The sequence below is a fragment of the Mesorhizobium sp. ES1-6 genome (assembly GCF_020164775.1).
Classification (GTDB): Bacteria; Pseudomonadota; Alphaproteobacteria; order Rhizobiales; family Rhizobiaceae; genus Mesorhizobium.
Genome location: NZ_JAIUGU010000010.1, coordinates 129,824 through 151,460, shown reverse-complemented (window position 1 = coordinate 151,460; position 21,637 = coordinate 129,824). Strand labels below are relative to the sequence as shown.

General features: G+C 64.5%; 19 protein-coding genes. 10 read left to right on the top strand and 9 right to left on the bottom strand.

All coding sequences use genetic code 11. The annotated features are described in order from the left end of the window. Nucleotides 1-34: 34 nt before the first annotated feature. A complete protein-coding gene (locus tag LB564_RS31530; protein ID WP_263491504.1) occupies nucleotides 35-4,105 on the bottom strand; it encodes an autotransporter domain-containing protein in 4,071 nt (1,356 codons plus the stop codon). Nucleotides 4,106-4,414: 309 nt separating this feature from the next. Here LB564_RS31530 and LB564_RS22885 point away from each other — a divergent pair, with 309 nt between their 5' ends. Then, nucleotides 4,415-5,311: a helix-turn-helix domain-containing protein gene (locus LB564_RS22885; RefSeq protein WP_224541152.1), complete on the top strand. Its 897-nt coding sequence runs from the start codon at nucleotides 4,415-4,417 to the stop codon at nucleotides 5,309-5,311. A 105-nt stretch (nucleotides 5,312-5,416) separates the two neighbouring features. Here the strand turns inward: LB564_RS22885 and LB564_RS22880 are convergent, their stop codons facing one another. Next, nucleotides 5,417-6,070, bottom strand: coding sequence for a glutathione S-transferase family protein (locus LB564_RS22880; RefSeq protein WP_140707179.1), 654 nt, complete (start codon nucleotides 6,068-6,070; stop codon nucleotides 5,417-5,419). A gap of 146 nt (nucleotides 6,071-6,216) precedes the next feature. Here LB564_RS22880 and LB564_RS22875 point away from each other — a divergent pair, with 146 nt between their 5' ends. Further along, nucleotides 6,217-6,396, top strand: coding sequence for a CsbD family protein (locus LB564_RS22875; protein WP_140707182.1), 180 nt, complete (start codon nucleotides 6,217-6,219; stop codon nucleotides 6,394-6,396). A 34-nt stretch (nucleotides 6,397-6,430) separates the two neighbouring features. Here LB564_RS22875 and LB564_RS22870 read toward each other — a convergent pair whose 3' ends face one another. Then, nucleotides 6,431-7,564: a metallophosphoesterase gene (locus tag LB564_RS22870; protein WP_224541150.1), complete on the bottom strand. Its 1,134-nt coding sequence runs from the start codon at nucleotides 7,562-7,564 to the stop codon at nucleotides 6,431-6,433. An 82-nt stretch (nucleotides 7,565-7,646) separates the two neighbouring features. Beyond that, nucleotides 7,647-8,279, bottom strand: a complete 633-nt coding sequence (locus LB564_RS22865; RefSeq protein ID WP_224541148.1) for a TetR/AcrR family transcriptional regulator — start codon at nucleotides 8,277-8,279, stop codon at nucleotides 7,647-7,649. A 13-nt stretch (nucleotides 8,280-8,292) separates the two neighbouring features. Here LB564_RS22865 and LB564_RS22860 point away from each other — a divergent pair, with 13 nt between their 5' ends. Together LB564_RS22860 and LB564_RS22855 are read left to right on the top strand one after the other, a co-directional pair. Further along, the gene (locus LB564_RS22860; RefSeq protein ID WP_318012840.1) at nucleotides 8,293-9,198 is read left to right on the top strand and encodes an NIPSNAP family protein; all 906 of its coding nucleotides are present in this window, start codon (nucleotides 8,293-8,295) and stop codon (nucleotides 9,196-9,198) included. A 186-nt stretch (nucleotides 9,199-9,384) separates the two neighbouring features. Continuing rightward, the gene (locus LB564_RS22855; protein WP_224541145.1) at nucleotides 9,385-10,158 is read left to right on the top strand and encodes an SDR family NAD(P)-dependent oxidoreductase; all 774 of its coding nucleotides are present in this window, start codon (nucleotides 9,385-9,387) and stop codon (nucleotides 10,156-10,158) included. Between the two features lie 12 nt (nucleotides 10,159-10,170). Here LB564_RS22855 and LB564_RS22850 read toward each other — a convergent pair whose 3' ends face one another. Further along, nucleotides 10,171-11,136, bottom strand: a complete 966-nt coding sequence (locus tag LB564_RS22850; protein ID WP_224541143.1) for a LysR family transcriptional regulator — start codon at nucleotides 11,134-11,136, stop codon at nucleotides 10,171-10,173. 105 nt (nucleotides 11,137-11,241) lie between these two features. Between LB564_RS22850 and LB564_RS22845 the strand changes: the two genes are divergently transcribed. The 4 genes from LB564_RS22845 to LB564_RS22830 all read left to right on the top strand — a co-directional run bounded on the left by LB564_RS22845 (nucleotide 11,242) and on the right by LB564_RS22830 (nucleotide 14,599). Continuing rightward, entirely contained in the window at nucleotides 11,242-11,721 is a 480-nt protein-coding gene (locus LB564_RS22845; RefSeq protein ID WP_224541141.1) for a cupin domain-containing protein, read from the top strand. A 155-nt stretch (nucleotides 11,722-11,876) separates the two neighbouring features. After that, nucleotides 11,877-13,274 (top strand): class II fumarate hydratase, encoded by a 1,398-nt coding sequence (gene fumC / locus LB564_RS22840; RefSeq protein ID WP_224541138.1) that lies wholly within the window; start codon nucleotides 11,877-11,879, stop codon nucleotides 13,272-13,274. Nucleotides 13,275-13,640: 366 nt separating this feature from the next. Then, a complete protein-coding gene (locus LB564_RS22835; protein ID WP_140707197.1) occupies nucleotides 13,641-14,063 on the top strand; it encodes a DoxX family protein in 423 nt (140 codons plus the stop codon). A 122-nt stretch (nucleotides 14,064-14,185) separates the two neighbouring features. Further along, the gene (locus LB564_RS22830; protein ID WP_224541136.1) at nucleotides 14,186-14,599 is read left to right on the top strand and encodes a DoxX family protein; all 414 of its coding nucleotides are present in this window, start codon (nucleotides 14,186-14,188) and stop codon (nucleotides 14,597-14,599) included. 7 nt (nucleotides 14,600-14,606) lie between these two features. Here the strand turns inward: LB564_RS22830 and ppx are convergent, their stop codons facing one another. Then, nucleotides 14,607-16,142, bottom strand: coding sequence for an exopolyphosphatase (ppx, locus tag LB564_RS22825; protein WP_140707200.1), 1,536 nt, complete (start codon nucleotides 16,140-16,142; stop codon nucleotides 14,607-14,609). After that, nucleotides 16,142-18,334 (bottom strand): RNA degradosome polyphosphate kinase, encoded by a 2,193-nt coding sequence (locus LB564_RS22820; RefSeq protein ID WP_140707202.1) that lies wholly within the window; start codon nucleotides 18,332-18,334, stop codon nucleotides 16,142-16,144. The genes ppx and LB564_RS22820 overlap by 1 nt, the downstream gene beginning before the upstream one ends. Nucleotides 18,335-18,502: 168 nt before the next feature. Between LB564_RS22820 and LB564_RS22815 the strand changes: the two genes are divergently transcribed. After that, nucleotides 18,503-18,748: a zinc-finger domain-containing protein gene (locus tag LB564_RS22815; RefSeq protein WP_015318409.1), complete on the top strand. Its 246-nt coding sequence runs from the start codon at nucleotides 18,503-18,505 to the stop codon at nucleotides 18,746-18,748. A 10-nt stretch (nucleotides 18,749-18,758) separates the two neighbouring features. Beyond that, a complete protein-coding gene (locus LB564_RS22810) occupies nucleotides 18,759-19,997 on the top strand; it encodes an FAD-dependent monooxygenase (protein WP_224541134.1) in 1,239 nt (412 codons plus the stop codon). 17 nt (nucleotides 19,998-20,014) lie between these two features. Here the strand turns inward: LB564_RS22810 and LB564_RS22805 are convergent, their stop codons facing one another. Continuing rightward, nucleotides 20,015-20,680, bottom strand: a complete 666-nt coding sequence (locus LB564_RS22805) for a TIGR02117 family protein (RefSeq protein WP_224541132.1) — start codon at nucleotides 20,678-20,680, stop codon at nucleotides 20,015-20,017. 140 nt (nucleotides 20,681-20,820) lie between these two features. Beyond that, nucleotides 20,821-21,570 carry an amino acid ABC transporter ATP-binding protein gene (locus LB564_RS22800; protein ID WP_031240865.1) on the bottom strand — a complete coding sequence of 250 codons (750 nt, stop codon included), beginning with the start codon at nucleotides 21,568-21,570 and terminating at the stop codon, nucleotides 20,821-20,823. Between the last annotated feature and the right edge of the window lie 67 nt (nucleotides 21,571-21,637).

Here is a 21,637-nt window from a genome sequence, read left to right as displayed (position 1 = left end):
ATTCAAACCCGCCCGTTCGCCACAAGATGATCTCTCACCAGTTGTAGCGCAGCACGCCCTTGCCGGCGTAGCTGCGCGTGGTGTCGGAGAACTCGCCTTCGAAGGTCGCCGCAAGGGAAAGGCCGTTGTGCCAGCTCATCTCGGCCGACAAGCTGGTCAGCGCCGCATCGCGCGCCTCGGCAGCGCCGCCGACCGTAAACAAGGTTCCGGGCAAAGTCTGGAAAGTGGCGGAGACGCTGCGATCCGGATCCAAATTGTGAGCCCAGGCGGCACGACCACGCAGCGTCAAGATAGGGCCGTCGAGCTGCCAGGATTTGTCGGCGCGCAGTCCGATTTCGCCGCGCGTCGCGGTGATCTTCTTCGCATTGTAGCCAAGCCCGAAAGTGTCGGCGCCGGCAATTGCCTGCTCGCTGTAAGCCGGCATGTCGAAGCTGGTGAACTGGCCGGCCGCATAGGGGCTGAGCCCGATCCACGGTGTCGGCATGCGATAGCCGCCTTCCAGCCGGCCTGAGAAGGCGTTGGCATCGAAGCGCGCCCGCAGCCGGTCGCCTCCGATGGTGCGGTCGGTGGTGATATCCTGCCAGCCATAGGCCAGCGCAGCGGTGATGTAGGCCGGCCCGGCATTGTGGCGGAAGAAGGCACCGGCCTGGAACAGGTCCGAGCGGCCAGAGCCGCCATTGTCGACGCTGAAGCTGGTGCCGCCGCCGGCCAACGCAAAGCCGGCGACCGTATCCGGCGACAGCCAGTAGTCGCCTCCGAAGGCAGCTCCGTGGATATTGCCATGAGCAGCGTTGGAGCCAAGCGCCGTATCGCCGTCGCTGGCCTGCGATCCACCGAAGCCGGCCGTCCACATGCTCCAACGCGGCTCCAATGACGCCGCCGCGAAAGCCTGCGCGGACGGGCCCGCCGCCTCGTCGACATAGGCTAGCGCAGGCACGTCGCCGGCCTCCATGCCCGTGGCCGACAGCCCGCCACGACCAGCAATGGCCGGGTCGGTGAGCAGCGACAGGAACAGATCCATGGCGTTGAAAGTCGTCTGCTGCGTGCGGGTGGCGAGCTCGCCCGAGACTTCGGTCAACCCGGCGGGCGAGAGTGTGCCGAAAGCGGCCGGAATGCCGCCGTTGATGTTGAAATAGCCAGTCAGCGTGTCGGCGACAGCCTGCTGGTTCTGATTGAGGCCGCCTGGCGCGAAGGCCAGACTGAGATCGAGATAGGCGTGGTTGGCGTCGTAGCCGAGCGAAGCAGAAAAGTTCCGCGGCAGGTTTGCATCGCTCAAGGTGCCGAAAGTGCCGGTCACGCCGCCATCGGCGGTCAGGATGACGTAGCGGCGCTCGATGTAACCGCCGTTGGCGTAGACCGCGTCAACCGTTGCCCCGCCGAGCGCGGCAGCGCCGCCGACATTGGCCGCCGAAGCCGTCTGCGGATCGAGATCGACGCGGTATGTCGCCGCGGCAGCCATGGTCAGCGATCCCGACACTGTCATCGACGAGCCAGGCGTGCCATCGCCAGGCGCGAACGTGCCGCCGGTGACGTTGATATCGGCGGCGCTGCCGGTGCCGCTCAGCGTCCCGCCATTGAGCGTGGTCAGCCCCGCGATGCCGCCGTTGTTGATGGCCACGCCGGCATTGTTGATCAGCCCGTCCTTCAGCGCGCCGGCATTGGTCAGCGTACCGCTGTTGACGACAAGTCCCGAGAGCGTGCCACCGGCTGCCACCTCGATCGATCCGGTCGCCGCGTTGGCGATGCCGGCAGCGGTCGCGGTCAGCTCTCCACCTCCTGCCACGGTGAGCGAACCCGAGTTGGAAAGGTTGCCCTGCAGCGTGTAGTTGCCGGCCGTGCCGATCGCGAGTGTCGCGCCACTGGCGTTGACGAAGGTCGAATTGCCGGTAACCGCTCCGGTGACATTGAAGATGCCGGCGTTGTTGGCGATCACGCCGTCGATCGAGCCGGCGGTCGCGGTGACCGTGCCGCTGTTGGCAAAGCCGCCGGAGACGGCCCCAGCGCTGGTGAAAGTCGCGGCGTTGTCGACACCGCCGACAATGCGTCCACTGGCCGCGAGCGCAAGCGTGCCGGCACTTATCGTCGTAAGGCCCGTGTAGGTGTTTGCACCCGACAGCGTGAGCGTGCCCGGCCCCAGCATCGTCAACGCACCATTGCCGGAGATGACGCTCTCGACGGTAAGCGTGGTGTTCGCGCCCGGCGCAAAGCTACCGCCGCCGGCGCCAAGCACGATGTCGCGATTGGTCGCGAAGCTCGCGGTCGTGACCAGCGTGCCGCCGTCGAGGGTCACTCCACCGGCGATCGCACCGAGATTGGCGTCCTGCGAGATCGAGAGCGTGCCCTGGCTGATGGTCCACGGTGTCAGTGCCGTCGTCGTGCCGGTGAGCATCCAGGTGCCGGTGCCGGTCTTCTGATAGATGCCGAAGCCGCGATACTGCGCCGACGCGCCGATGGCCGAGACATTGAACGTGCCGTCGGTGTCGCCGCCCAGCGCGAAAGTATCGGCAGTCGAAAAGGCGACGACGCGGCCACTGATGACGGATGTGGAGGCGAGGGTAAGGCTGTTGACGCCACCGGTGAACTGGATGGCGCTGGTCTGTGTCACGCCGTTTCTGGCAAAACCGCCGGTGATGGTGCCGGCGTTGACGATCGCCAAGGAACCGCCGGTGATGGCGACTCCGCCGCCGCCATCCGCGCCGTTCGTTCCCCCGGTTGTGGGCGCGCCACCGGAGCCGCCCTGGACCGAGCCGCCGGCGCCGATGCGAAGGTCTGCGCCTTGCCCAACTATGCCGGCGCCGCCCGTTCCGCCTGAGCCGCCGACCGATGTAGCGAAGCCGTTGCTACGCCCGCCGGCGCCGCCGACGCCGCCGCTAACCTGGCCGGAAATTGCGATGGTGACGCCGGCCGCAACCTGCAGGCCGGTGCCGCCTGTGCCGCCGGTGCCGCCCTTACCGCCAAGATTCGGTGTCGTGGCGGCGCCGCCTATGCCTCCCGCACCACCCGTGATGCTGCCGGTGCTGGTCCCAAGACTGCCCCCGGCGAAAATTGCCCCGGTGCCTCCGGTGCCTCCGGTGCCGCCGGTGCCGGTGAACGCCTTCAGAACAACGTTGCCGCCGTTAGAGCCCGGAACGCCGGATGAGGCCTGTCCGCCTGTCCCTCCGGCCCCGCCGGTGATTGCGCCGCCATTGAGCAGCGTGGCGTTGGCGTTCGAGAACAGGACGCCGGCGCCGCCGGAGCCGCCGGAGCCGCCATTGCCGCCGATACCCGTCACTGTGCCCGTATTGAATGTAGGCCCGCCTTGTCCGCCAATCCCGCCGGCGCCGCCCCTGGCTCCGGTAACGCTGCCGGCGACCTGATTGGTGAAGGATGCGCCGGCCCCTGAAAACAACAGGCCGGCACCACCGCTACCGCCCATGCCGCCGGTTCCGCCCGTGGCTGTCTGGGCGGTCGGATAGGCAGCGCCGCCGTTGCCGCCATTCCCGCCGATGCCGCCCGCCGCCGACAGGGCGGCGTTCGTGAACGTGCTGCCGGGAGCAACGAACTCGCGCCCGGCGCCTCCAGCGCCACCACCACCGCCGCCTGTGCCGCCGTCGGAATAGCGGTTGCCGCCCTTGCCGCCATTGCCCCCATTACCCGCAGCGACAACGCCGTTGCCGTCGAAGCCGCCACCGCCGCCACCGCCGGCCGTCTCGTCGCCGCTGTTGCCGTTCGATCCCGGCTTACCGTTGGCACTGCCGGCGGTGCCTCCGAGGCCGCCAGGCGTGCCACCGTCGCCGGCACCGCCGGCGCCGCCCGCGCTGCTGCCCGCCGCACCGCCGCCACCGCCGCCGAAGCCGGTGCCATCCGTGCCAGCGGCACCGGAGTAACCGACACCGCCCGCGCCGCCGCCGCTCGTTGCCACGCCGGAATTGCCACCATCGCCACCACCGGCATCGATAACCGTACCGCCGCCAGCGCCATTGCCGCCGGAGCCGCTTGCCCCGTCATTGCCGCTAGCGCCACCTATGCCGCCGTTCCCGAAGATCAGACCGCCGCTGCCACCATCGTCGGCATGCGCGGAAGCGGTGAACAGCGATGCCATGACGACGCCGCAGGCGATGGTCATTAGAAGGTGGTCCCGAACCGCGACCGTCGGGCGCGCATACCTTTCGATCTTGCAGTTCATTTGGCCCCCGGCTTTGCATACTCAAAAAACTTCAAACGCCGGCTCGATTCATGCATCGGCATGGCTCGCGCGAGAACGGACTCTTTTGCGTGTATTTCGAAGCGCTCGCGGGTGTCGCATCCGAGCCACTACCTGCACGTGTGTTGTTGACGCGATCGGCTATGTGGGTAAAGCCGGGTCGTCGGGGACGACGAGTGCCCTACATTTTGGCGCAGTCGTATTGGTAACAACCGGCGTGGATGGCATCGCATGATCCAGCAAGAGCTTCGCTTTCATTCGCCAGACGAGATCCTCGCGCATCCGGCCTTCGCCGAGGCACGCGCCGTCTGGATCGAAGGCATGCTCGGCCTTTACGAAAACAATCCATTTCTCAGCCGGCTGCTCGCCGCGACCCAGCGCTCGGCGGTGTTCTTCAACACGCTCGTCCTGGATGCCGCGCACGACCCGACCGACCGTTCTACCTGGCCCACGATCGCCCTCGTGCAGGAGGTGATGGCCCCCTATGGCGTATCGAGCCGCCGCAACATCGAGACGATCGTCGCAAGGTTCGTCGAGACAGGCTTTCTGTCCCGCCATGAAGTTGCCGCGGACAGGCGCGTGCGCCTCTTGGTGCCCACCGAAAAGATGGTTGCGCACGACCTCGATTGGGTCAGGGTCTATTATTCACCGCTGGCGGCGATGTTTCCTGGCTGCGGCTACGCACCGCCGATGCGGCGCGATCCGATATTCAGGACTGCCGTGAGGCGCGCGAGCAGCCCCGGTCTTGGAGACGCGGTGAAGCTGCTGGCAAACAATCCGGCGATCACCTTCATCATGAACAGGGATGCCGGGATGATGGTGTTGATCAAGCTGGTGCAGACCGGGGCCGCCGCGGGTCCAGCCCCTCTAGACTTCAGCGACCTCGCGAAACGGTTTGGCATCTCGCGGACACATGTCCGCCGGCTGCTGCGGGACGCCGAACAGGAAGGACTGCTTGGATTGTCGAAGGCCAGCGTCACCCTCGAACCGCGTCTCGTCGCGGCCTTCGATCGTTTCCTCGCCGACTGCATGGCGGGATTCCACGCCCTGTTCCAGTTCGCGATGAGTTCTCCCGAGATGGCAAGCAGCACCGCGATCGGGTGCAAAGATCCTACAGGATCGCGCTGATCAGCAGGATCTCGCGGTGGAAACCACGCCCCGAACACGACACGGGATCGCCGTCGATCACGGCCCTTGCCTCGGCTTCGCCGCCTGCGCACAGCACCGATTAGCCTATTCGTCCGGTCCCGGCTCCGGCCATGTCTCCCTGGCTGCTTCGGCATACCATTGGCGCATGGCGGGCGTTGCCAGAACCGCATCGACATAGGCCCTGGTGTCGGGCGCCAGATCCCCGCCATAGGTGTCGAAACGGGTGACGACGGGCGCATACATGGCATCGGCGGCGGTGAAATGGCCGAACAGGAATGGGCCGCCCTTGCCGTACTTCTCCCGGCATTCGCGCCACAGCGCCTCGATGCGCGTCCGCTGCGCCTCGCCTTCGGCATCGAGCGGCTTGTGCGCCTTTGGCCGGCGCAGGTTCATCGGCCAGCCATAGCGCACCTCGCGAAAACCGGAATGCATCTCGGTCGCCGCCGCGCGCGCCAGCGCCCGGGCGCCGATATCGGCCGGCCAGAGGTTTTTGTCCGGAAACAGGTCGGCGAGATATTCAAGGATGGCAAGGGTTTCCCAGACAATCCTGCCCTTGTGATTCAAGACGGGCACCTGACCGGTCGGCGACACTTTCGCCAGGTTGGCCGCGGTTTCGGGCGTGCGCAGCCGCACGAACCCTTCTTCGAACGGTATATCCAGGTGCCGCATCGCCACCCAGGGCCTGAGCGACCAGGACGAAAAGCACTTGTTGCCGATATGGAGCGTGAATTCCGACATGTGTCCCCCTTCGAATTGTTACTCGCACCCTAGCTTGCCGGCCCGGCGACCGAAAGGCACCAGTTTTGCCGGCACGGGCAGCCACCGTTGGAACCGAAACCGCGCCGGCTCGTTTGCTCAGGCGAACCAAACCCGGGAGATGCGAAATGGTGAACAAGGATCAGGTCGCCGGCGTGGCCAAGCAGGTAAAGGGCTCGGTCAAGCAAGCCGCCGGCAAAGCGACCGGCGACAGGCAGACGCAGGCGGAAGGCACGGCCGACAAAGCCACCGGCAAGGTGCAGAAGGCCTATGGCGACGTGAAGGACAAGGTCAAGAAATCGCTTTGACAATTGTGAAAAGGGCCGCGTCGAGCGGCCCTTTTCATGTCCTCAACGATTTGCTGAAGGCATTGGTGAAAATCACATCGCCATGATCGTCGCTGGCTTCGCCCAGCACGACGTCCAGGCTGTCGCCGGTGACACGGGCCAGGGCGAAGCCGCCCATATAGGCGGCCTTTGGCTTGAAGAGATCGAGACCGTCGCGCTGATAGATCATCGGCACCTCGTGCTGATGACCGTGGAAGACAGCAATGACGTTGTAGCCTTTCAAGGCCGCCAGCAATGCCTGGCGATCCGCATCGCTCCACCAATGCGGCGCGCCCTTGCCGTCGTCGTCGAATGCTCTTTTGACGGGGTCCCATCGCTCGGTCGAAAAAACGTCCCAACCATAGTGCTGGAACACGATGACCGGGCGGCCGTCCGCCGCATAGGTCGCCAGATCCTGCTTGAGCCAGGGCAGGCTGTTGTCGGCGCCATGGCCGCTGTCGCCGGCGAAGCGATGGGTCTGCACCAGATGCAGGCCGCCCCAGTCCCATGAATAGCAGTCGGTGTCGACGTCGTAGCTGGTGGCCGGCACCGGCGGCTTGAAGAACACGCCGGCACGGTGATTGACCTCGACATAGTCGCGCATTTCGCGTCGGTACCAGTCGACATGGTGCGGCGGGCCATTCTGGTCGAGGTCATGATTGCCGAGCCCGACATAAACCGGAACATGCACACGGTCGGGCCCCATGCCTTGCTGATAGCGCTGGCTGAACTGTAGGAGCTGGGTGCCCTCGCTGGGTTCGGTGATCTGGCCGCCGCCGTCGTCGGTGATGTCGCCGCCGACGACAAGGCCGAGCGGCGTGCCGATGCGGCTGCCGGCCGACCGCAGGCCCGTGGCGATGCCGTCGATCTGCGCCGGCCAGTCCTTGTCACCGATGGCGTTCAACGCCGCGACGTTACGCAGCAGCGCCGCGTCCGTCTTGCCTTCCTGCTGGCAATTGGGGCTCAGGCCGCTCGCCATGCGGCAGGCATGGACATCGGCGACGAACAGGAAGGTGGCGTCGATGGCCTGGACGCGCTGCCCGGTCTGGCCGAGTGCCGGATGTGAAAGCGCACCGGTCGCGGCGAGACCGGCGGCCTGTATCAGAAACCTGCGGCGTGAAAGCAATTTTGGCGGCCAGTGATTCATCATCGGCGGAATTTCAGCACAAGCGGCGTCTGTCCGTCCAGTTTGGTCACGACATCCGGCCGCAAAGCCCGGCCTGTAGCTTGCCTCAACTCGTGCCGAACCGGCGCAGCACCCTGCGCCGTCGCCTCGCGCCCGGCTCGCCCGGCGACGATGTGGCTTGCGAGACGCTCCGCTCCAACGCCGCAAGGCAATCGCGCAGCGGGCCGGCGTCCTGCGCCGTCTTGGCCATCGACATGGCGCCGGAATAGGCGGCGACCGCGAATACCGCGAAATGCTGGGGATCCGTGCCTTGCTCCCTGCCCTCCTGCTGGTCGGCGCTGACCTTGTCGGCGATCGCCTGGCGCCATGCCGAAAAGATGCCGGCAAGCGCGATCCGGAATTCGGGATCGGCGAGCGAGAGTTCATGCGCCAGATTGTTGAGCGGGCAACCGCGCACGAAACCTTGCCGTTCCAGTTCCGCGGCAACGGCCTCGAACACCTGACGCACGCCCTCGCGCGCCGTAGCCGCCTGCCGCACCGGCGCGATCCACGTCTCGTCGACAGCCGCCGCCACGCGCTCTTCGATGACGGCCAGCGCCAGCGCCTTCTTGGTCGGGAAATGATGATGCAGCGCGCCACCGCTGACGCCTGCCGCCGCCATCAGGTCGCCAAGGCTGGAAGCATGGTAGCCGCGTGCCTGAAACGCGGCTTCGGCGACATCGAGCACTTTCCTGCGCATGCCTTCGGGGTCGTTGCTGCGTTTGCCCCGAGCTCGTCTCGGCCTGTTTTCGATCTCTGCTGACATGCCGAACAGTAGCATGTTGACAAAACAGGGCAATCGGTCTGTTTTGTCAAACAGGACGATCACCCTGTTTTGGAGAACGCGGATGAGCCAGACACCGAATGCCACGCCGAAGCCGGCGGCAGCACGCGCCTCGCCGATCGTCGAATTGCGCCAGTACACGTTGAAACCTGGCCGGCGCGAAACGTTGATCGAGATCTTCGACACAGAGTTCGTCGAAAGCCAGGAGGACGCGGGGATGACCATCATCGGCCAATTCCGTGACCTGGACCGCCCCGACATGTTCGTCTGGATGCGCGGTTTCGAGAGCATGGAGGCCAGGAAGGACGCTCTGGTCGCGTTCTATGACGGCCCGGTATGGGCGGCGCACCGCGATGCCGCCAATGCGACGATGATCGATTCCGACGATGTGCTGCTGCTACGGCCGGCATGGCCGGATGCCGGCTTCGGTCTCTCGAGGTTGCGCCGGCCAACGGCCGCCACGGCCAAAAGCACAAGCGATCGGAATCGCTTGCCCGGTGTGGTTGAGATTTCGATTCATCATTTGCGGACGGGCGCCGAGGCCGGCTTTGCCGAGCACTTCCGGGTCGAGATGGTCCCTCGGCTTGCCCAAAACGGCGCCCGCCTGCTCGGCGCCTTGCTGAGTGAGCCGGCCGCGAACACCTTCCCGCGGCTTCCCGTACGCGCCGGAGAAAACGTCTTCATCGACGTCATCGGCCTCCATGACGCCGATGCCAGCCATCGCTTCGCCGCTTCGCCGGCGTGGCGGGCGCTCGGCCAGAGCATGCAAGCGGTTTGCACAAAACCGGGCGAGACGTTGCGGCTGGTGCCCACGGCCCGATCGCTGTTGAGGTGATCAGCGGCCGGACGACATTGCCGCGATCGCCGCAAAGGCCGGATCTTGGCCGGTCGACCACCGAAGTTCATACCTTGCGATAGCCTGATGGCTTGACCCCGTCGCGCACATGCGGTGGGATCCCTCCGTTTGATGCCAAGTACATGGTGACAAGTGCATGGTGACAAGTGCATGGTGAGGTGAGCGATGAGGCTTCGCGGCAAGCGGGCGGTGATCACCGGTGGCTCGGACGGCATCGGCCTGGCGATCGCCGAGGCGTTTCTGCGCGAGGGCGCCGAGATCCTGATCGTCGGCCGCGACGCGGGCAAGCTCGAAGCCGCTCGCGAAAAGCTGACGGCTTCTGGTCCAATCGGCAGCGTTGAGACAGTGTCGGCCGATCTCGCCGCCAGCCCCGGCGTCGCTGCGGTGGTCGAGCACGTAAAGGCTGCCGCCCGGCCGCTCGACGTTCTCGTGAACAATGCCGGTGTCGCCTATCTCGTGCCGTTCGAGACCGTCAGCGAGGCGCAGTTCCAGCACTCCTTCGCGCTCAATGTGTCGGCTGCCTTCTTCCTCACCCAGGGGCTGCTGCGGTATTTCGGCGCCGGCGCATCCGTCATCAACATCTCGTCCTATTTCGCCAACAAGATGATCCCGAAGCGGCCGTCCAGCCTCTATTCCCTGTCCAAGGGCGCGCTGAATTCGCTGACCAAATCGCTAGCCTTCGAACTCGGCCCGCGCGGCATCCGCGTCAATGCCATCGCGCCCGGCACGGTCGACACCGCCATGCGGCGCAAGACCGTCGACAATCTGCCCGTCGAGGCGAAGGCGGAGCTGAAAGCCTATGTCGAGCGCAGCTATCCGCTGGGCCGCATCGGTCGACCCGCAGACATCGCCGGCATGGCGATCTATCTCGCCAGCGACGAGGCCGCCTGGACCAGCGGCGCGATCTTTGCCATCGACGGCGGGTACACGGCCGGGTGAACTGCCTGGCCGCTATGGCGCGGCAACTTCACCAGCGGCGCTCTCCACAAATCCAAGAGCGCCCACAACGTCCAGGATCTGAAGGCGAATCCAGCGATGAGGGAGCTCGTCGTCTCGGCGTGCGTGCCAGTACATCCTGATTTCAGGAACGGCAATGGGAAGTGGCGGCTCGAAGATGGCGAGAGGCAGGGTCTTGGCTGCCCAAACCGCGAACTGCCTGGGAACCGCGGAAAGGTAGTTTCCGTTTGCGACGGCCAACGCGACAGCCTGAAAGTGAGGCAGTGCCAGGCTTACACGGCGGCTTCGCCCGATTTTACGGAGCGCCTCGTCGGTGGAGCCTGACATCGATCCGTCGATAGAGCGAAGAACGTGCGGCAATTCGCAAAAAAGCTCAAGCGGAATCGGCTCGCCGCCTGCGATCCCCGCCAGTCTGATCGCAGCATTGTTTTGCGCCGCAATGATTGCGAAGGGCGAATGGAACAGCGGTACACTGGAGACCCAGTCCAAGACCTCCAGCGGACGTTCGAGAGCCACATCGATTTCATCGTCCTGGAGCAGCCGCGAAACATCGCCGCGCGCGCTGTCGAGAAACCGTAACGACGCATGCGGCGCGGTAGCCGCGACGCGCACCGCCAGTGTCGGCATCAGCAGCATGGAAAAGAAGTCCGCCCCCATGAGCGTGAAGGTTCGCTCAAGTTCCGCCGGATCGAACGAATACGCCGAATGAAAGGCGCGTTCGATCTCGCGCAGTGCCGCGCGCACCGGCTCCGTCAGGCTTTCGGCGCGCGGGGTCGGCACCATGTCGTTGCCGCGCCGCACGAACAGCTGGTCGTTGAGGACATGACGCAGGCGATTGAGCGCGGCGCTCACGGCGGGCTGGCTCAGCCCGATCTGCTCGCCGGCGCGCGTCACGCTTCGTTCGCGCAAAAGCGCATCGAGCACCCTAACCAGATTGAGGTCGAGCGCATTTAAATTCATGGCATCAATCCGCCCCATACGATCATTGGATTTCCATCGGCGGCATGCACCTGATCAGATCCCTCCGACGGCGACCCGTCCGAGGGCAACAAAGGAGGAAGAACCATGACAATGACCGTCGGGACCATTACAGGCAAGGAACTCTTCTGGTTCAACAACACACTGGTTGCCGTTCGGATCTCGTCGGCCGAGGGCGAGGACGCCATCTGTGTCGTCGAGCACCGTATGCCCCATGGCGACTCTCCGCCGATGCATGTGCATCGACACGAGGACGAGGTGTTTCATATCCTAGAAGGACAGCTGCGCTTTCGGATCGACGGACAGGAGCGGGTCGCTGGTACCGGCGAGACCCTCATTGCGCCGAAAGGCCTGCCCCACACATACAGGGTCGAATCTCCAGAAGGTGCGCGCGCTCTGACCGTCACACGCGGCCCCGGGTTCGAGACGATGCTGCGTCAGGCGAGCCGCCCCGCCGGAAAGCCGGAGTTGCCGCCGCTGTCGGAGCCGACGCCCGAGATGATCGAGGCTCTGGTGCGGATCTGCGCGGAAAATGGCATCGATATTGTCGGTTCGCCCATGAGTTGAGAACGCGAAGCCGCCGATCTCTCCTCGAAGGGTTCCAGTGGGGAGATCGGAAGCATCTTCAACCGATTTGCATCCGCAGCCGCGTTATTCTCCGCTTGAAGCCATTTGTGCAACGCGATACGCCCTTCCGCAAATCGACAGACCGGAGACTTGCCGTGAGCGCGCCAAAGACCAGAACCGAAACCGATACGTTCGGCCCCATCGAGGTTGCCGCCGACCGTTATTGGGGTGCGCAGGCGCAACGCTCGCTGGGCAATTTCAAGATCGGCTGGGAAAAGCAGCCGGCTTCGATCGTGCGCGCGCTGGGCATCGTCAAGCGGGCGGCGGCGGAAGCCAATATGGAGCTGAAGCGGCTCGACCCGGCCATCGGCAAGGCGATCATCGAGGCCGCGCAAGAGGTCATCGACGGCAAGCTCAACGACCACTTTCCGCTGGTGGTCTGGCAGACCGGCTCGGGCACGCAGTCCAACATGAACGCCAATGAGGTGATCTCGAACCGGGCGATCGAGATGCTGGGCGGCGTCATGGGCTCGAAGAAGCCAGTGCATCCGAACGACCACGTCAATATGAGCCAGTCGTCGAACGACACCTATCCGACGGCCATGCACATCGCTTGCGCCGAGCGGATCATACATGACCTGATCCCGGCTCTGCACCATCTGCACAAGGCGCTCGCAGCCAAAAGCCGGGACTTCAACCACATCATCAAGATCGGCCGCACCCACACGCAGGACGCCACGCCGCTGACGCTGGGCCAGGAATTTTCCGGCTATGCCGCGCAGGTCGCCTCGTCGATCAAGCGCATCGAGCAGACGCTGCCCGGCCTGCAGGAACTGGCGCAGGGCGGCACGGCCGTCGGCACCGGCCTCAACGCGCCGGTCGGCTTCGCCGAGCGGGTGGCCGATCGGATCGCCGCCATATCGGGCATCGCCTTCGTCACCGCGCCGAACAAGTTCGAAGCGCTCGCCGCCCACGATTCCATGGTGTTCTCGCACGGCGCCATCAACGCGGCGGCCGCGGCACTGTTCAAGATCGCCAACGACATCCGCTTCCTTGGCTCAGGTCCGCGCTCGGGCCTTGGCGAGCTCTCTCTGCCGGAGAACGAGCCCGGCTCCTCGATCATGCCCGGCAAGGTCAACCCGACCCAGTGCGAGGCAATGACGCAGGTCTGCGTGCAGGTATTCGGCAACAATGCGGCGCTGACCTTCGCCGGCAGCCAGGGCCATTTCGAGCTCAATGTCTACAACCCGCTGATGGCGTATAATTTCCTGCAGTCGGTGCAGCTGCTGGCCGACGCTTCGGTCTCCTTCACCGACAATTGCGTCGTCGGCATCGAGGCGCGGGAGGACAACATCAAGGCGGCGCTCGACCGCTCGCTGATGCTGGTGACGGCCCTGGCGCCGAGCATCGGCTACGACAACGCCGCCAAGATCGCCAAGACCGCGCACAAGAACGGCACGACGCTGCGCGAGGAAGCGCTGGCCACCGGACTGGTCAGCGAAGCCGATTATGACCGGCTGGTGCGGCCGGAGGACATGACGCATCCGGGATGAAGCGATCCACCTGTTTGTCTTCGCAGCCATCGCAAACGTTCGACATTTGCCGGGACCTCTCGTCATCGTTGGCGCAGCGACGCGAAGCGGCGCAGACCCTAGGATGACGACGGGGTGAGCGTTTCGGCCTATTTCCAAGGCAAGCGATGCGACGATACAAGCGCCATCCTGTCAGGCCGAGTAACCAACATTTTTCGGGGTGAGAATTTTCTCCCGTCGCCACATCGTCCGATACAAATTTCGCGCATCCTGTCCGGTCACGGAAATGTATGCCCTGTGAACAATGTGTCGCCGCATAGCCGACTTTGGTGAACAGTCGGCATCGTCTATCTCTGGGGTCATTCAAACCCCTTCGGAGAGTCACTCATGTCCATCAACGCTTCCGCCGCCGGCGCCGGCACCACGTCCAACAGCGCTGTCACCATCCTTATCGGCCGTATCCTGCTCGCGGTCATTTTCCTGCTTTCCGGATTCGGCAAGCTCACGGCCATTTCCGGCACCGCCGCCTATTTCGGCGGCCTCGGCCTGCCGGTACCGACGGCCACGGCCGTCATCGTCGGCCTGATCGAACTGCTTGGCGGCCTCGCCGTACTCGTCGGTTTCCAGACCAGGATCGCCGCCTGGGTGCTCGCTGTCTTCACGATCGCGACCGGTCTTGTCGCCCACACCGGCTGGGCCGACCAGATGCAGATGATCCAGTTCCTCAAGAACGTCGCCATCACCGGCGGCTTCCTGCTGCTGGCCTCCTCGGGCGCCGGTGCCTATTCGATCGACGCCAAGCGCGGCTGAGCCCTTCCTTCCAAGGACCTGAAAAAGCGGCGCGGAATTTTCCGTGCCGCTTTTTCGTTGTCCGATTGCAGGCGTAGACTGCGATTGGCTGCCGGTGGCCCGCGCCGGCAAGGGAGGTCGCCATGGTCCGCAACGCATTGCTTCTGGTTTCGCGGCTGCTGTTTGCCGTGCTGTTCGTGCCGTCCGGCTTCCAGGCACTCGCCAACATTGCCGGCATTGCCGGCACAATCAATTATTTCGCCGGCCTTGGCCTGCCGCTGCCGGCGCTCGCCGCCTGGGGCACCGGGCTTTTCGAGCTGATCGCGGGGCTGCTGATCCTCGTCGGGTTCCAGACGCGAATCGTGGCGCTGCTGCTGGCCGCCTTCTGCATTGCGGCGGGCTATATCGGCCATTATGGCCAGGGCGGCGGTGACGCGACGTTGGCTTTCCTGCACCAGCAGATGCTGATGAAGGATATTGCGATCGCAGGCGGTTTCCTGGCGCTTGCCATGGCCGGCGCCGGCGCATGGTCGGCCGACGGGCGGGGTGCGGCCTGAGGCCGCCCTATTTCACCGACACGCTCGGTCCGCCTTCGACCGACAGCACCAGCCGGCGGTTGGTGATCCGTGCCAGTTGCGCCAGCCGGCCAGCCGGACGCTCGCCATAGAGGTTCGAGAGCGAAGCCGGCAACACCAGCGCCAGCACGCCGTTGGGGCGGTTCTCCCATTTCAGCCTCGGCATGACGCCGGGCATCGCCGCCGTCAGCAGATAGACAACCCGCATCATCGCCGCCAGCACACGGGCCCGCTCCAGCAGGCTCGGCGGTGCCAGCGCCTTGATCTCGGGCGCGATCCCCTCGTTGAAGACGCCGTCATGGCGGTAGGCGTTGGTCAGCGCGAGATAGGCGCGGCCGGGATGATCGACACCGATGAAGGACGCATGCGCGATGATGTTTAGCGACTGCTTGCCGCGATATTCGGGATGGGCGCGCCAGCCGATATCGGCCAGCAGGCAGGCGGCGTGGCGATAGCGCGCTTCGTCTTCCGTCTCGTCGATGCCGAAGGCCTTGAAGGCCTTGCCGGTCCATTCGACCAGATCATGCGCGTGGTGGACCGAACGCGAGCGCAAAAGCGCAAGCTCCTCGGCGGCCGAGATCAGCGGATCAGCCTTCTGCTCGGCCGCGTCGAGCAACGAATAGAGAAAGCCTTCGCGCACGCCTTGCGCCGAAACGACGATCCTCGACGGCTGCATGGCCGTCATGATTTCCTGCAGGACGAGAGCGCCATATGGCAGCAGCGAGCGGCGGTTCTTGGAGACGCCCTCGATACCCCTCACCTTTTCGACCTCGCCCCTGGCCACCTGCTTGAGGAAGCTTTGTGCGCTTTCGGCCGAGATTTCGTAGTGGTGCATGACGCCGAGCGGGTAGTTGTTCATCTCCATGTGGAGCCTGGCGAGGTTTCGCCAGGTGCCGCCAACGGCGTAGAAGGTCCTGCCCTGCCCGCCCTTCAACAGCTTGGCCCGGGCGAGTTCCTGGCGCGCGATCTTCTGCGCCTGGACAAGCGAGTTCTTCGCCATGTCCTGCAGCCGCAGGCCGCCGAGCGGCAGCGTGATGCCGTCGCCGATCGCCTCGCCATCGATGTCGATCAGCTCCAGGCTGCCGCCGCCAAGGTCGCCGGCGATGCCGTTGGCCGGATGAAAGCCGGAGATGACGCCGAGCGCGGAATAATGCGCTTCCTGGCGGCCCGAGAGCACGCGGATCTCGGTCTTGAGCACATCCTCGGCGCGATGGATGAAATCGGGACCGTTGATTGCCTCGCGGGCGGCGGCGGTCGCCAGCACGTACATGTGTTCGGCGCCGGCCTGATCGGAGAGCGCGCGGAAACGGCGAAACTCGTCCATCGAGCGCGCCACACCCTCGGGGTCGAGTTTGCCTGTCGAAACGATGCCGCGGCCTAGGCCGGCCAGCATCTTTTCGTTGAACAGCGTGGTCGGCGAACGCGCCAGTCCCTCATAGACGACGAGGCGGATCGAATTGGATCCGATGTCGATGATGGACAGCGGTCGGCGGTCCTGCAGCCGGCCCTGGGAATTGGACAGCATCAGGTGGTGGCGTTCTTCTTGCGGCGCTTGAACTGCGCGATCCGCTTGGGCGCATGCGATTTCAGCGCGTCACCCCGTCCCGACAGGCTCGGATTGGTCATGAAATATTCCTGCGCGTTGAACGGTTCCTCGCCCTCCTCCAGCACCACGCGCCGGGAGGTTCCATCAGCCAATACGTCGAAACTTTGCTGATTGTCCATGATGTTGCCCAGCATGATCTGGCCCAAAATCTGTTCATGCACAGTTGGATTGGTGATCGGCACCATGGTCTCGACGCGGCGGTCGAGATTACGCGGCATGAGGTCGGCCGAGGAGATGTAGACGATCGCCTCGTCCGACGGCAAGCCATGGCCGTTGCCGAAACAATAGATGCGGCTGTGCTCGAGGAACCGGCCGACGATCGACTTGACCCTGATGTTTTCCGACAGGCCCGGCACCTGTGGCCTGAGACAGCATATGCCGCGCACGACGAGATCGATCTCCACACCGGCGCGGCTGGCGTCGTAGAGCGCGTCGATGATGATCGGGTCGACGAGCGCGTTCATCTTCATCCAGATGCGCGACGGCCGCCCCTCCAGGGCGTGGGCGACTTCACCGGAAATGTGCTTCAGGATGCGGCTTCTCAACGTGAACGGTGAGATCGCCAGCCGCATCTCATCGGTCGGCTCGGCATAGCCGGTGATGAAATTGAAAAGCTGGGCAACGTCGCGGGCGATCGTCGGATCGGTGGTGAAGAAGGACAGGTCGGTGTAGATGCGCGCGGTCACCGGATGGTAGTTGCCGGTGCCGAGATGGACGTAATTGCGCAGCTTGCCGTCCTCGCGCCGCACAACAAGCGACATCTTGGCGTGGGTCTTGAGCTCAAGGAACCCGAACACGACCTGCACGCCGGCGCGCTCGAGATCGCGCGCCCAGCGGATATTGGCTTCCTCGTCGAAACGCGCCTTGAGCTCGACCAGCGCCGTCACCGACTTGCCGGCCTCGGCGGCGTCGACCAGCGCGCGCACGATCGGACTGTCGTTGGAGGTGCGGTAAAGCGTCTGCTTGATGGCCACCACTTCGGGATCGGCCATCGCCTGGCGCAGGAACTGCACCACGACATCGAAGGATTCGTAGGGGTGATGGACGACGATGTCCTTCTCGCGGATGGCGGCGAAACAGTCGCCGCCATGCTCGCGGATGCGCTCGGGAAAGCGTGGGTTGTAGGGTATGAATTTCAGGTCGTCGCGGGGAACGGAGACGATCTCGGAGATCTGGCTGAGCGCCAGCGGACCCGTCAACACGCTGATGCGGCTGGACGAGACGCCCAGCTCGCCGGCGACGAAGTCGCGCAATTCGCCGGGCATCAGCATGTCGAACTCGATGCGGATCACGGAGCCGCGGCGGCGGCGCTTCAGCGCCGTTTCGAACAGCCGCACCAGGTCTTCCGATTCTTCCTCGACCTCGATGTCGCTGTCTCGGATGATACGGAACGTGCCGGAGCCCTTGACCTCGTAGCCGGGGAACAGCTTGCCGATGTAAAGGCCGACCGCCTCCTCCAGCGGAATGAAGCGGACATGGTGCTTGCGGTCCGGCAGACGGATGAACCGCTTCAGCGCCACCGGCAGGCGCAAGAGCGCGCTCATCTCCTCGCCGTTCTTGCGGTGTCGAAGCTGCAGCGCCATGGAGAAGCCGAGATTGGGAATGAACGGGAACGGATGCGCCGGATCGATCGACAGCGGGGTGAGCACAGGAAATACCTGGTCCTGGAAATGTTCTTCCAGCCAGACTTTCTCGTCCTTGGTCAGCGCATCCCGGGTAATGGTCTCGATGCCTTCCTTGTTGAGCAGCACGGTGAGTGCCGAAAGGCTCTTCTGCTGGTCCTCCTGCAGGCGCTCGACTTCACGCAGCAATTGTTCGAGCTGCTGCTCGGGGGTGCGCCCATCGGGGCTCTTCAGCACGATGCCCTCGCGCACCTGGCCGGCAAGGCCGGCGACGCGCACCATGAAGAACTCGTCGAGATTGGCGGCCGAAATCGACAGGAAGCGGACGCGCTCCAGCAGCGGGTGATGGGTGTTCAGCGATTCCTCGAGAACGCGGCGGTTGAACTGCAGCCAGGAGAACTCGCGGTTGACGAAACGGTCCGGATTGCCTTCCGGGCTCGCTGCCGCGACATTGTTGAATTCGCTCTGTACCGGCTTCAATTCGTTCATGATTCCTGCTCTTCCGCGCGCCTTGGCCGGTTAACCGGCTTAACTTATCCTGTGGCAGGCTTTTGCGACAGTTCTCTGACAGGGTTTTGCGACAGTTTGATTTCATCGAACTTGCAAACAGGCCTGATATGATCCAGATGCAGAAGAGACTGCGTTAAGGAGACGACGATGGCAGGCGGTTCCATTCCCCATTTCCAGAACGATGCGGGCCATCCGGCGATCGACATCGGGGTCAAGGAATTCATGTGCACGGGCGCAAACCCGCCTTTCGACCATCCGCATGTGTTCCTCGACATGGGCGACGACAATGAGAAAGTCTGCCCTTACTGCTCGACCCTCTACCGCTATTCGCCGAAGCTGAAGGCGACGGAAACGCTGCCGGCGGGCTGCCTCTATATCGACCAGGCCGCCTGACCTCCCGATCATGAGCGAGACGCGGTCCCGGCAAGTCGTCATCGCCGGGGCTGGCATCGCCGGGCTGACAGCGGCGATTGCCTTCGCCGAACGCGGCTACTCAGTGAGGGTGTTCGAACAGGCGCAGCGCCTGGAAGCAGCCGGCGCCGGCATCCAGCTCTCGCCCAATGCGACACGCATACTTCGCCAGCTTGGCGTGCTCGACACGCTTGTCGCCAACGCCGTCAAGCCGGAAGCCGTGGTGCTGAGGGACGCAGCAAGCCTACGCCAACTGGCGCGCGTGCCGCTGGGCGGAGCCGGCGAGCAGCGGTGGGGCGCGCCCTATCTCGTCACCCACCGGGCTGATCTGCAAGACGCCCTGATGGCGCGCGTCGCGCAAATGCCCGACATCCACCTCACCACCGGCGCGCAGGTCAGCAGCGTCGCCTCCGGTTCACTCGGCATCACCAGGACGGACGGAGTCGGCCGCAAGATCATCGACACCGAAGGCTCTCTGCTGGTCGGTGCCGATGGCGTTTGGTCAGCGGTGCGGAGGTTTGCCAGCCCAGGCAACGGAGCCGGCTTCGCGAACAGCCGCTTCTCGGGCGAACTGGCCTGGCGCGCGACGATAAGCGCCGACAGCGAAGCCGGGCAGGCCTTTGCCGCGATCGGCGCCGGCGGCTGCGTCACCACCTTGCTGCACCCAGGATTCCACATGGTCGCCTACCCCGTCAGCGGCGGCCGCGCCTTCAACCTGGCCGCCTTCACCCCAGGCGAGCGCATTGCCGAGGGTTGGTCAGGCCATGCCGATCCCGTCATCCTTTCCGGCGCCATGCGCCGCACCGCGCCGGCACTGGCGAGGTTGGTGGAACTCGCCGAACCGTGGACCGCCTTTCCCATCCACACGGTCGAACAGCGACGCTGGACGGCGCCGGAAGGCATCGCGCTGATCGGCGACGCCGCGCACGCGATGACGCCATTCGCGGCACAGGGCGCTGCCATGGCGATCGAGGATGCGGCGACGCTTGCCAACCTCGTGGCCGACTTCCCCGGCGACCTGGCGCAAAGCCTTACCATCTGGGAGAAGCTGAGACGGCCGCGCATCGAAAAGGTCATCCGCCGCGGCGCGCTCAATCGGCTTGCCTGGCACGCGCGCGGTCCGGTGGCGTTGGCGCGCAATCTGGTTCTGGCGGCGCGGTCAGGAGAGAAGCTCGCGGCGGATTTAGACTGGCTTTATGGCTGGGAACAGAAGCAGATCATTCGTCGCTGACAGGACTGCGGCAGAAACTAATTATACAGCCGCATCGACAGCCCAAGCGATGCCGGCAGCGGGTTCCACCAGCCAGTGCGCAGGCCGGCGGTGCGCAGGGCAGCCGCTGTCCAGGTGTTGCAGCCGATCAGCGCGTTGAAATGGCCATTGGCCTCATAGAAGCGGTCGAAATTGGAATAGGCGGCATTGTCGATGACGATCGGGCCGCCCGGTCCCTGCTGAAAACTCGCTTCGATGAAGTCGAGCAATGCGGCAAAATGGTCATCGCCGACGTCGAAGCCGGCGATATTCGGGCGCGGCTCGGTGATGTCGCCGGCGACGTCGACATGCATCACCGAGGCATCGAGGGTCAGCGCCTTGAAGACGGGCACCGCCTTCAATCGCGACCAGGTCGGCGTTTCCAGATAGAAGGCGCGCCCGCCCCAGCCGAAGACGAGGTAGCGCACTTCGGGTGCGTCCGAAGGCAGGCCGGCATCGGCCAGGAAACGGAAGCGCCGGCGCACCGCGTCGTCGACCGGAATGGCGATGTCGGTGTGGATCGGGTTCTTCAGCACAAATATGCGCCGCGTGCCCTCGCCGGCGGCCGCCGCCGGCCAGATTGGCCGTGGCACCAGCGTGCCGAGCGTCACGGCGAGCGCGACCGCGATCAACAGCAGACCAAGAAAACGGCCGAGCTTTTTCATCAATGGCAGCCTTGCAAACGCATCACGGCGCGAGGCGCACGGCAAAACCGTCTCACAATTTTCCCGGAATTGCTCTCACTATCCATAAGCGAAAGAGCCCGGCCCTGTTTCAGCCGGGCTCTTCGTAATCGTCCAAGCGCTCAGTGCAGGATCTGCGACAGGAACAACTTTGTCCGCTCATGGCGCGGGTGGTCGAAGAACTCGGCCGGCGTGTTCTGCTCGACGATCTGGCCCTGGTCCATGAAGATCACCCGGTTGGCGACTTTGCGCGCAAAGCCCATCTCGTGGGTGACGCACAGCATGGTCATGCCCTCTTCGGCAAGGCCAACCATGGTCTCCAGCACTTCCTTGATCATTTCCGGATCGAGCGCCGAGGTCGGCTCGTCGAACAGCATGATGCGTGGGTTCATGCACAGCGAGCGGGCAATCGCCACGCGCTGCTGCTGGCCGCCGGACAGCTGGCCCGGATATTTGTTGGCCTGCTCGGGAATCTTGACGCGCTTGAGGAAATGCATGGCGATTTCCTCGGCCTGCTTCTTCGGCGTCTTGCGCACCCAGATCGGCGCCAGCGTGCAGTTCTCCAAGATCGTCAGATGCGGGAACAGGTTGAAGTGCTGGAACACCATGCCGACCTCGCGGCGCACCTCGTCGATCTTCTTCAGATCGTTGGTGAGTTCCTTGCCATCGACGATGATCTTGCCCTTCTGGTGTTCTTCCAGCCGGTTGATGCAGCGGATCATGGTCGACTTGCCGGAGCCGGACGGGCCGCAGATGACGATGCGCTCACCGCGCATCACCTTCAGGTTGATGTCCTTCAGCACATGGAACTCGCCATACCATTTGTGCATGGCGATGATGTCGATGGCGACATCGGTGGTCGAGATATGCATCTTGGCGGCGTTGACCTTGATCTCTTCGGCGCTGACGGCGTTTTCGGTGGCCATGGCCAATTCCCCT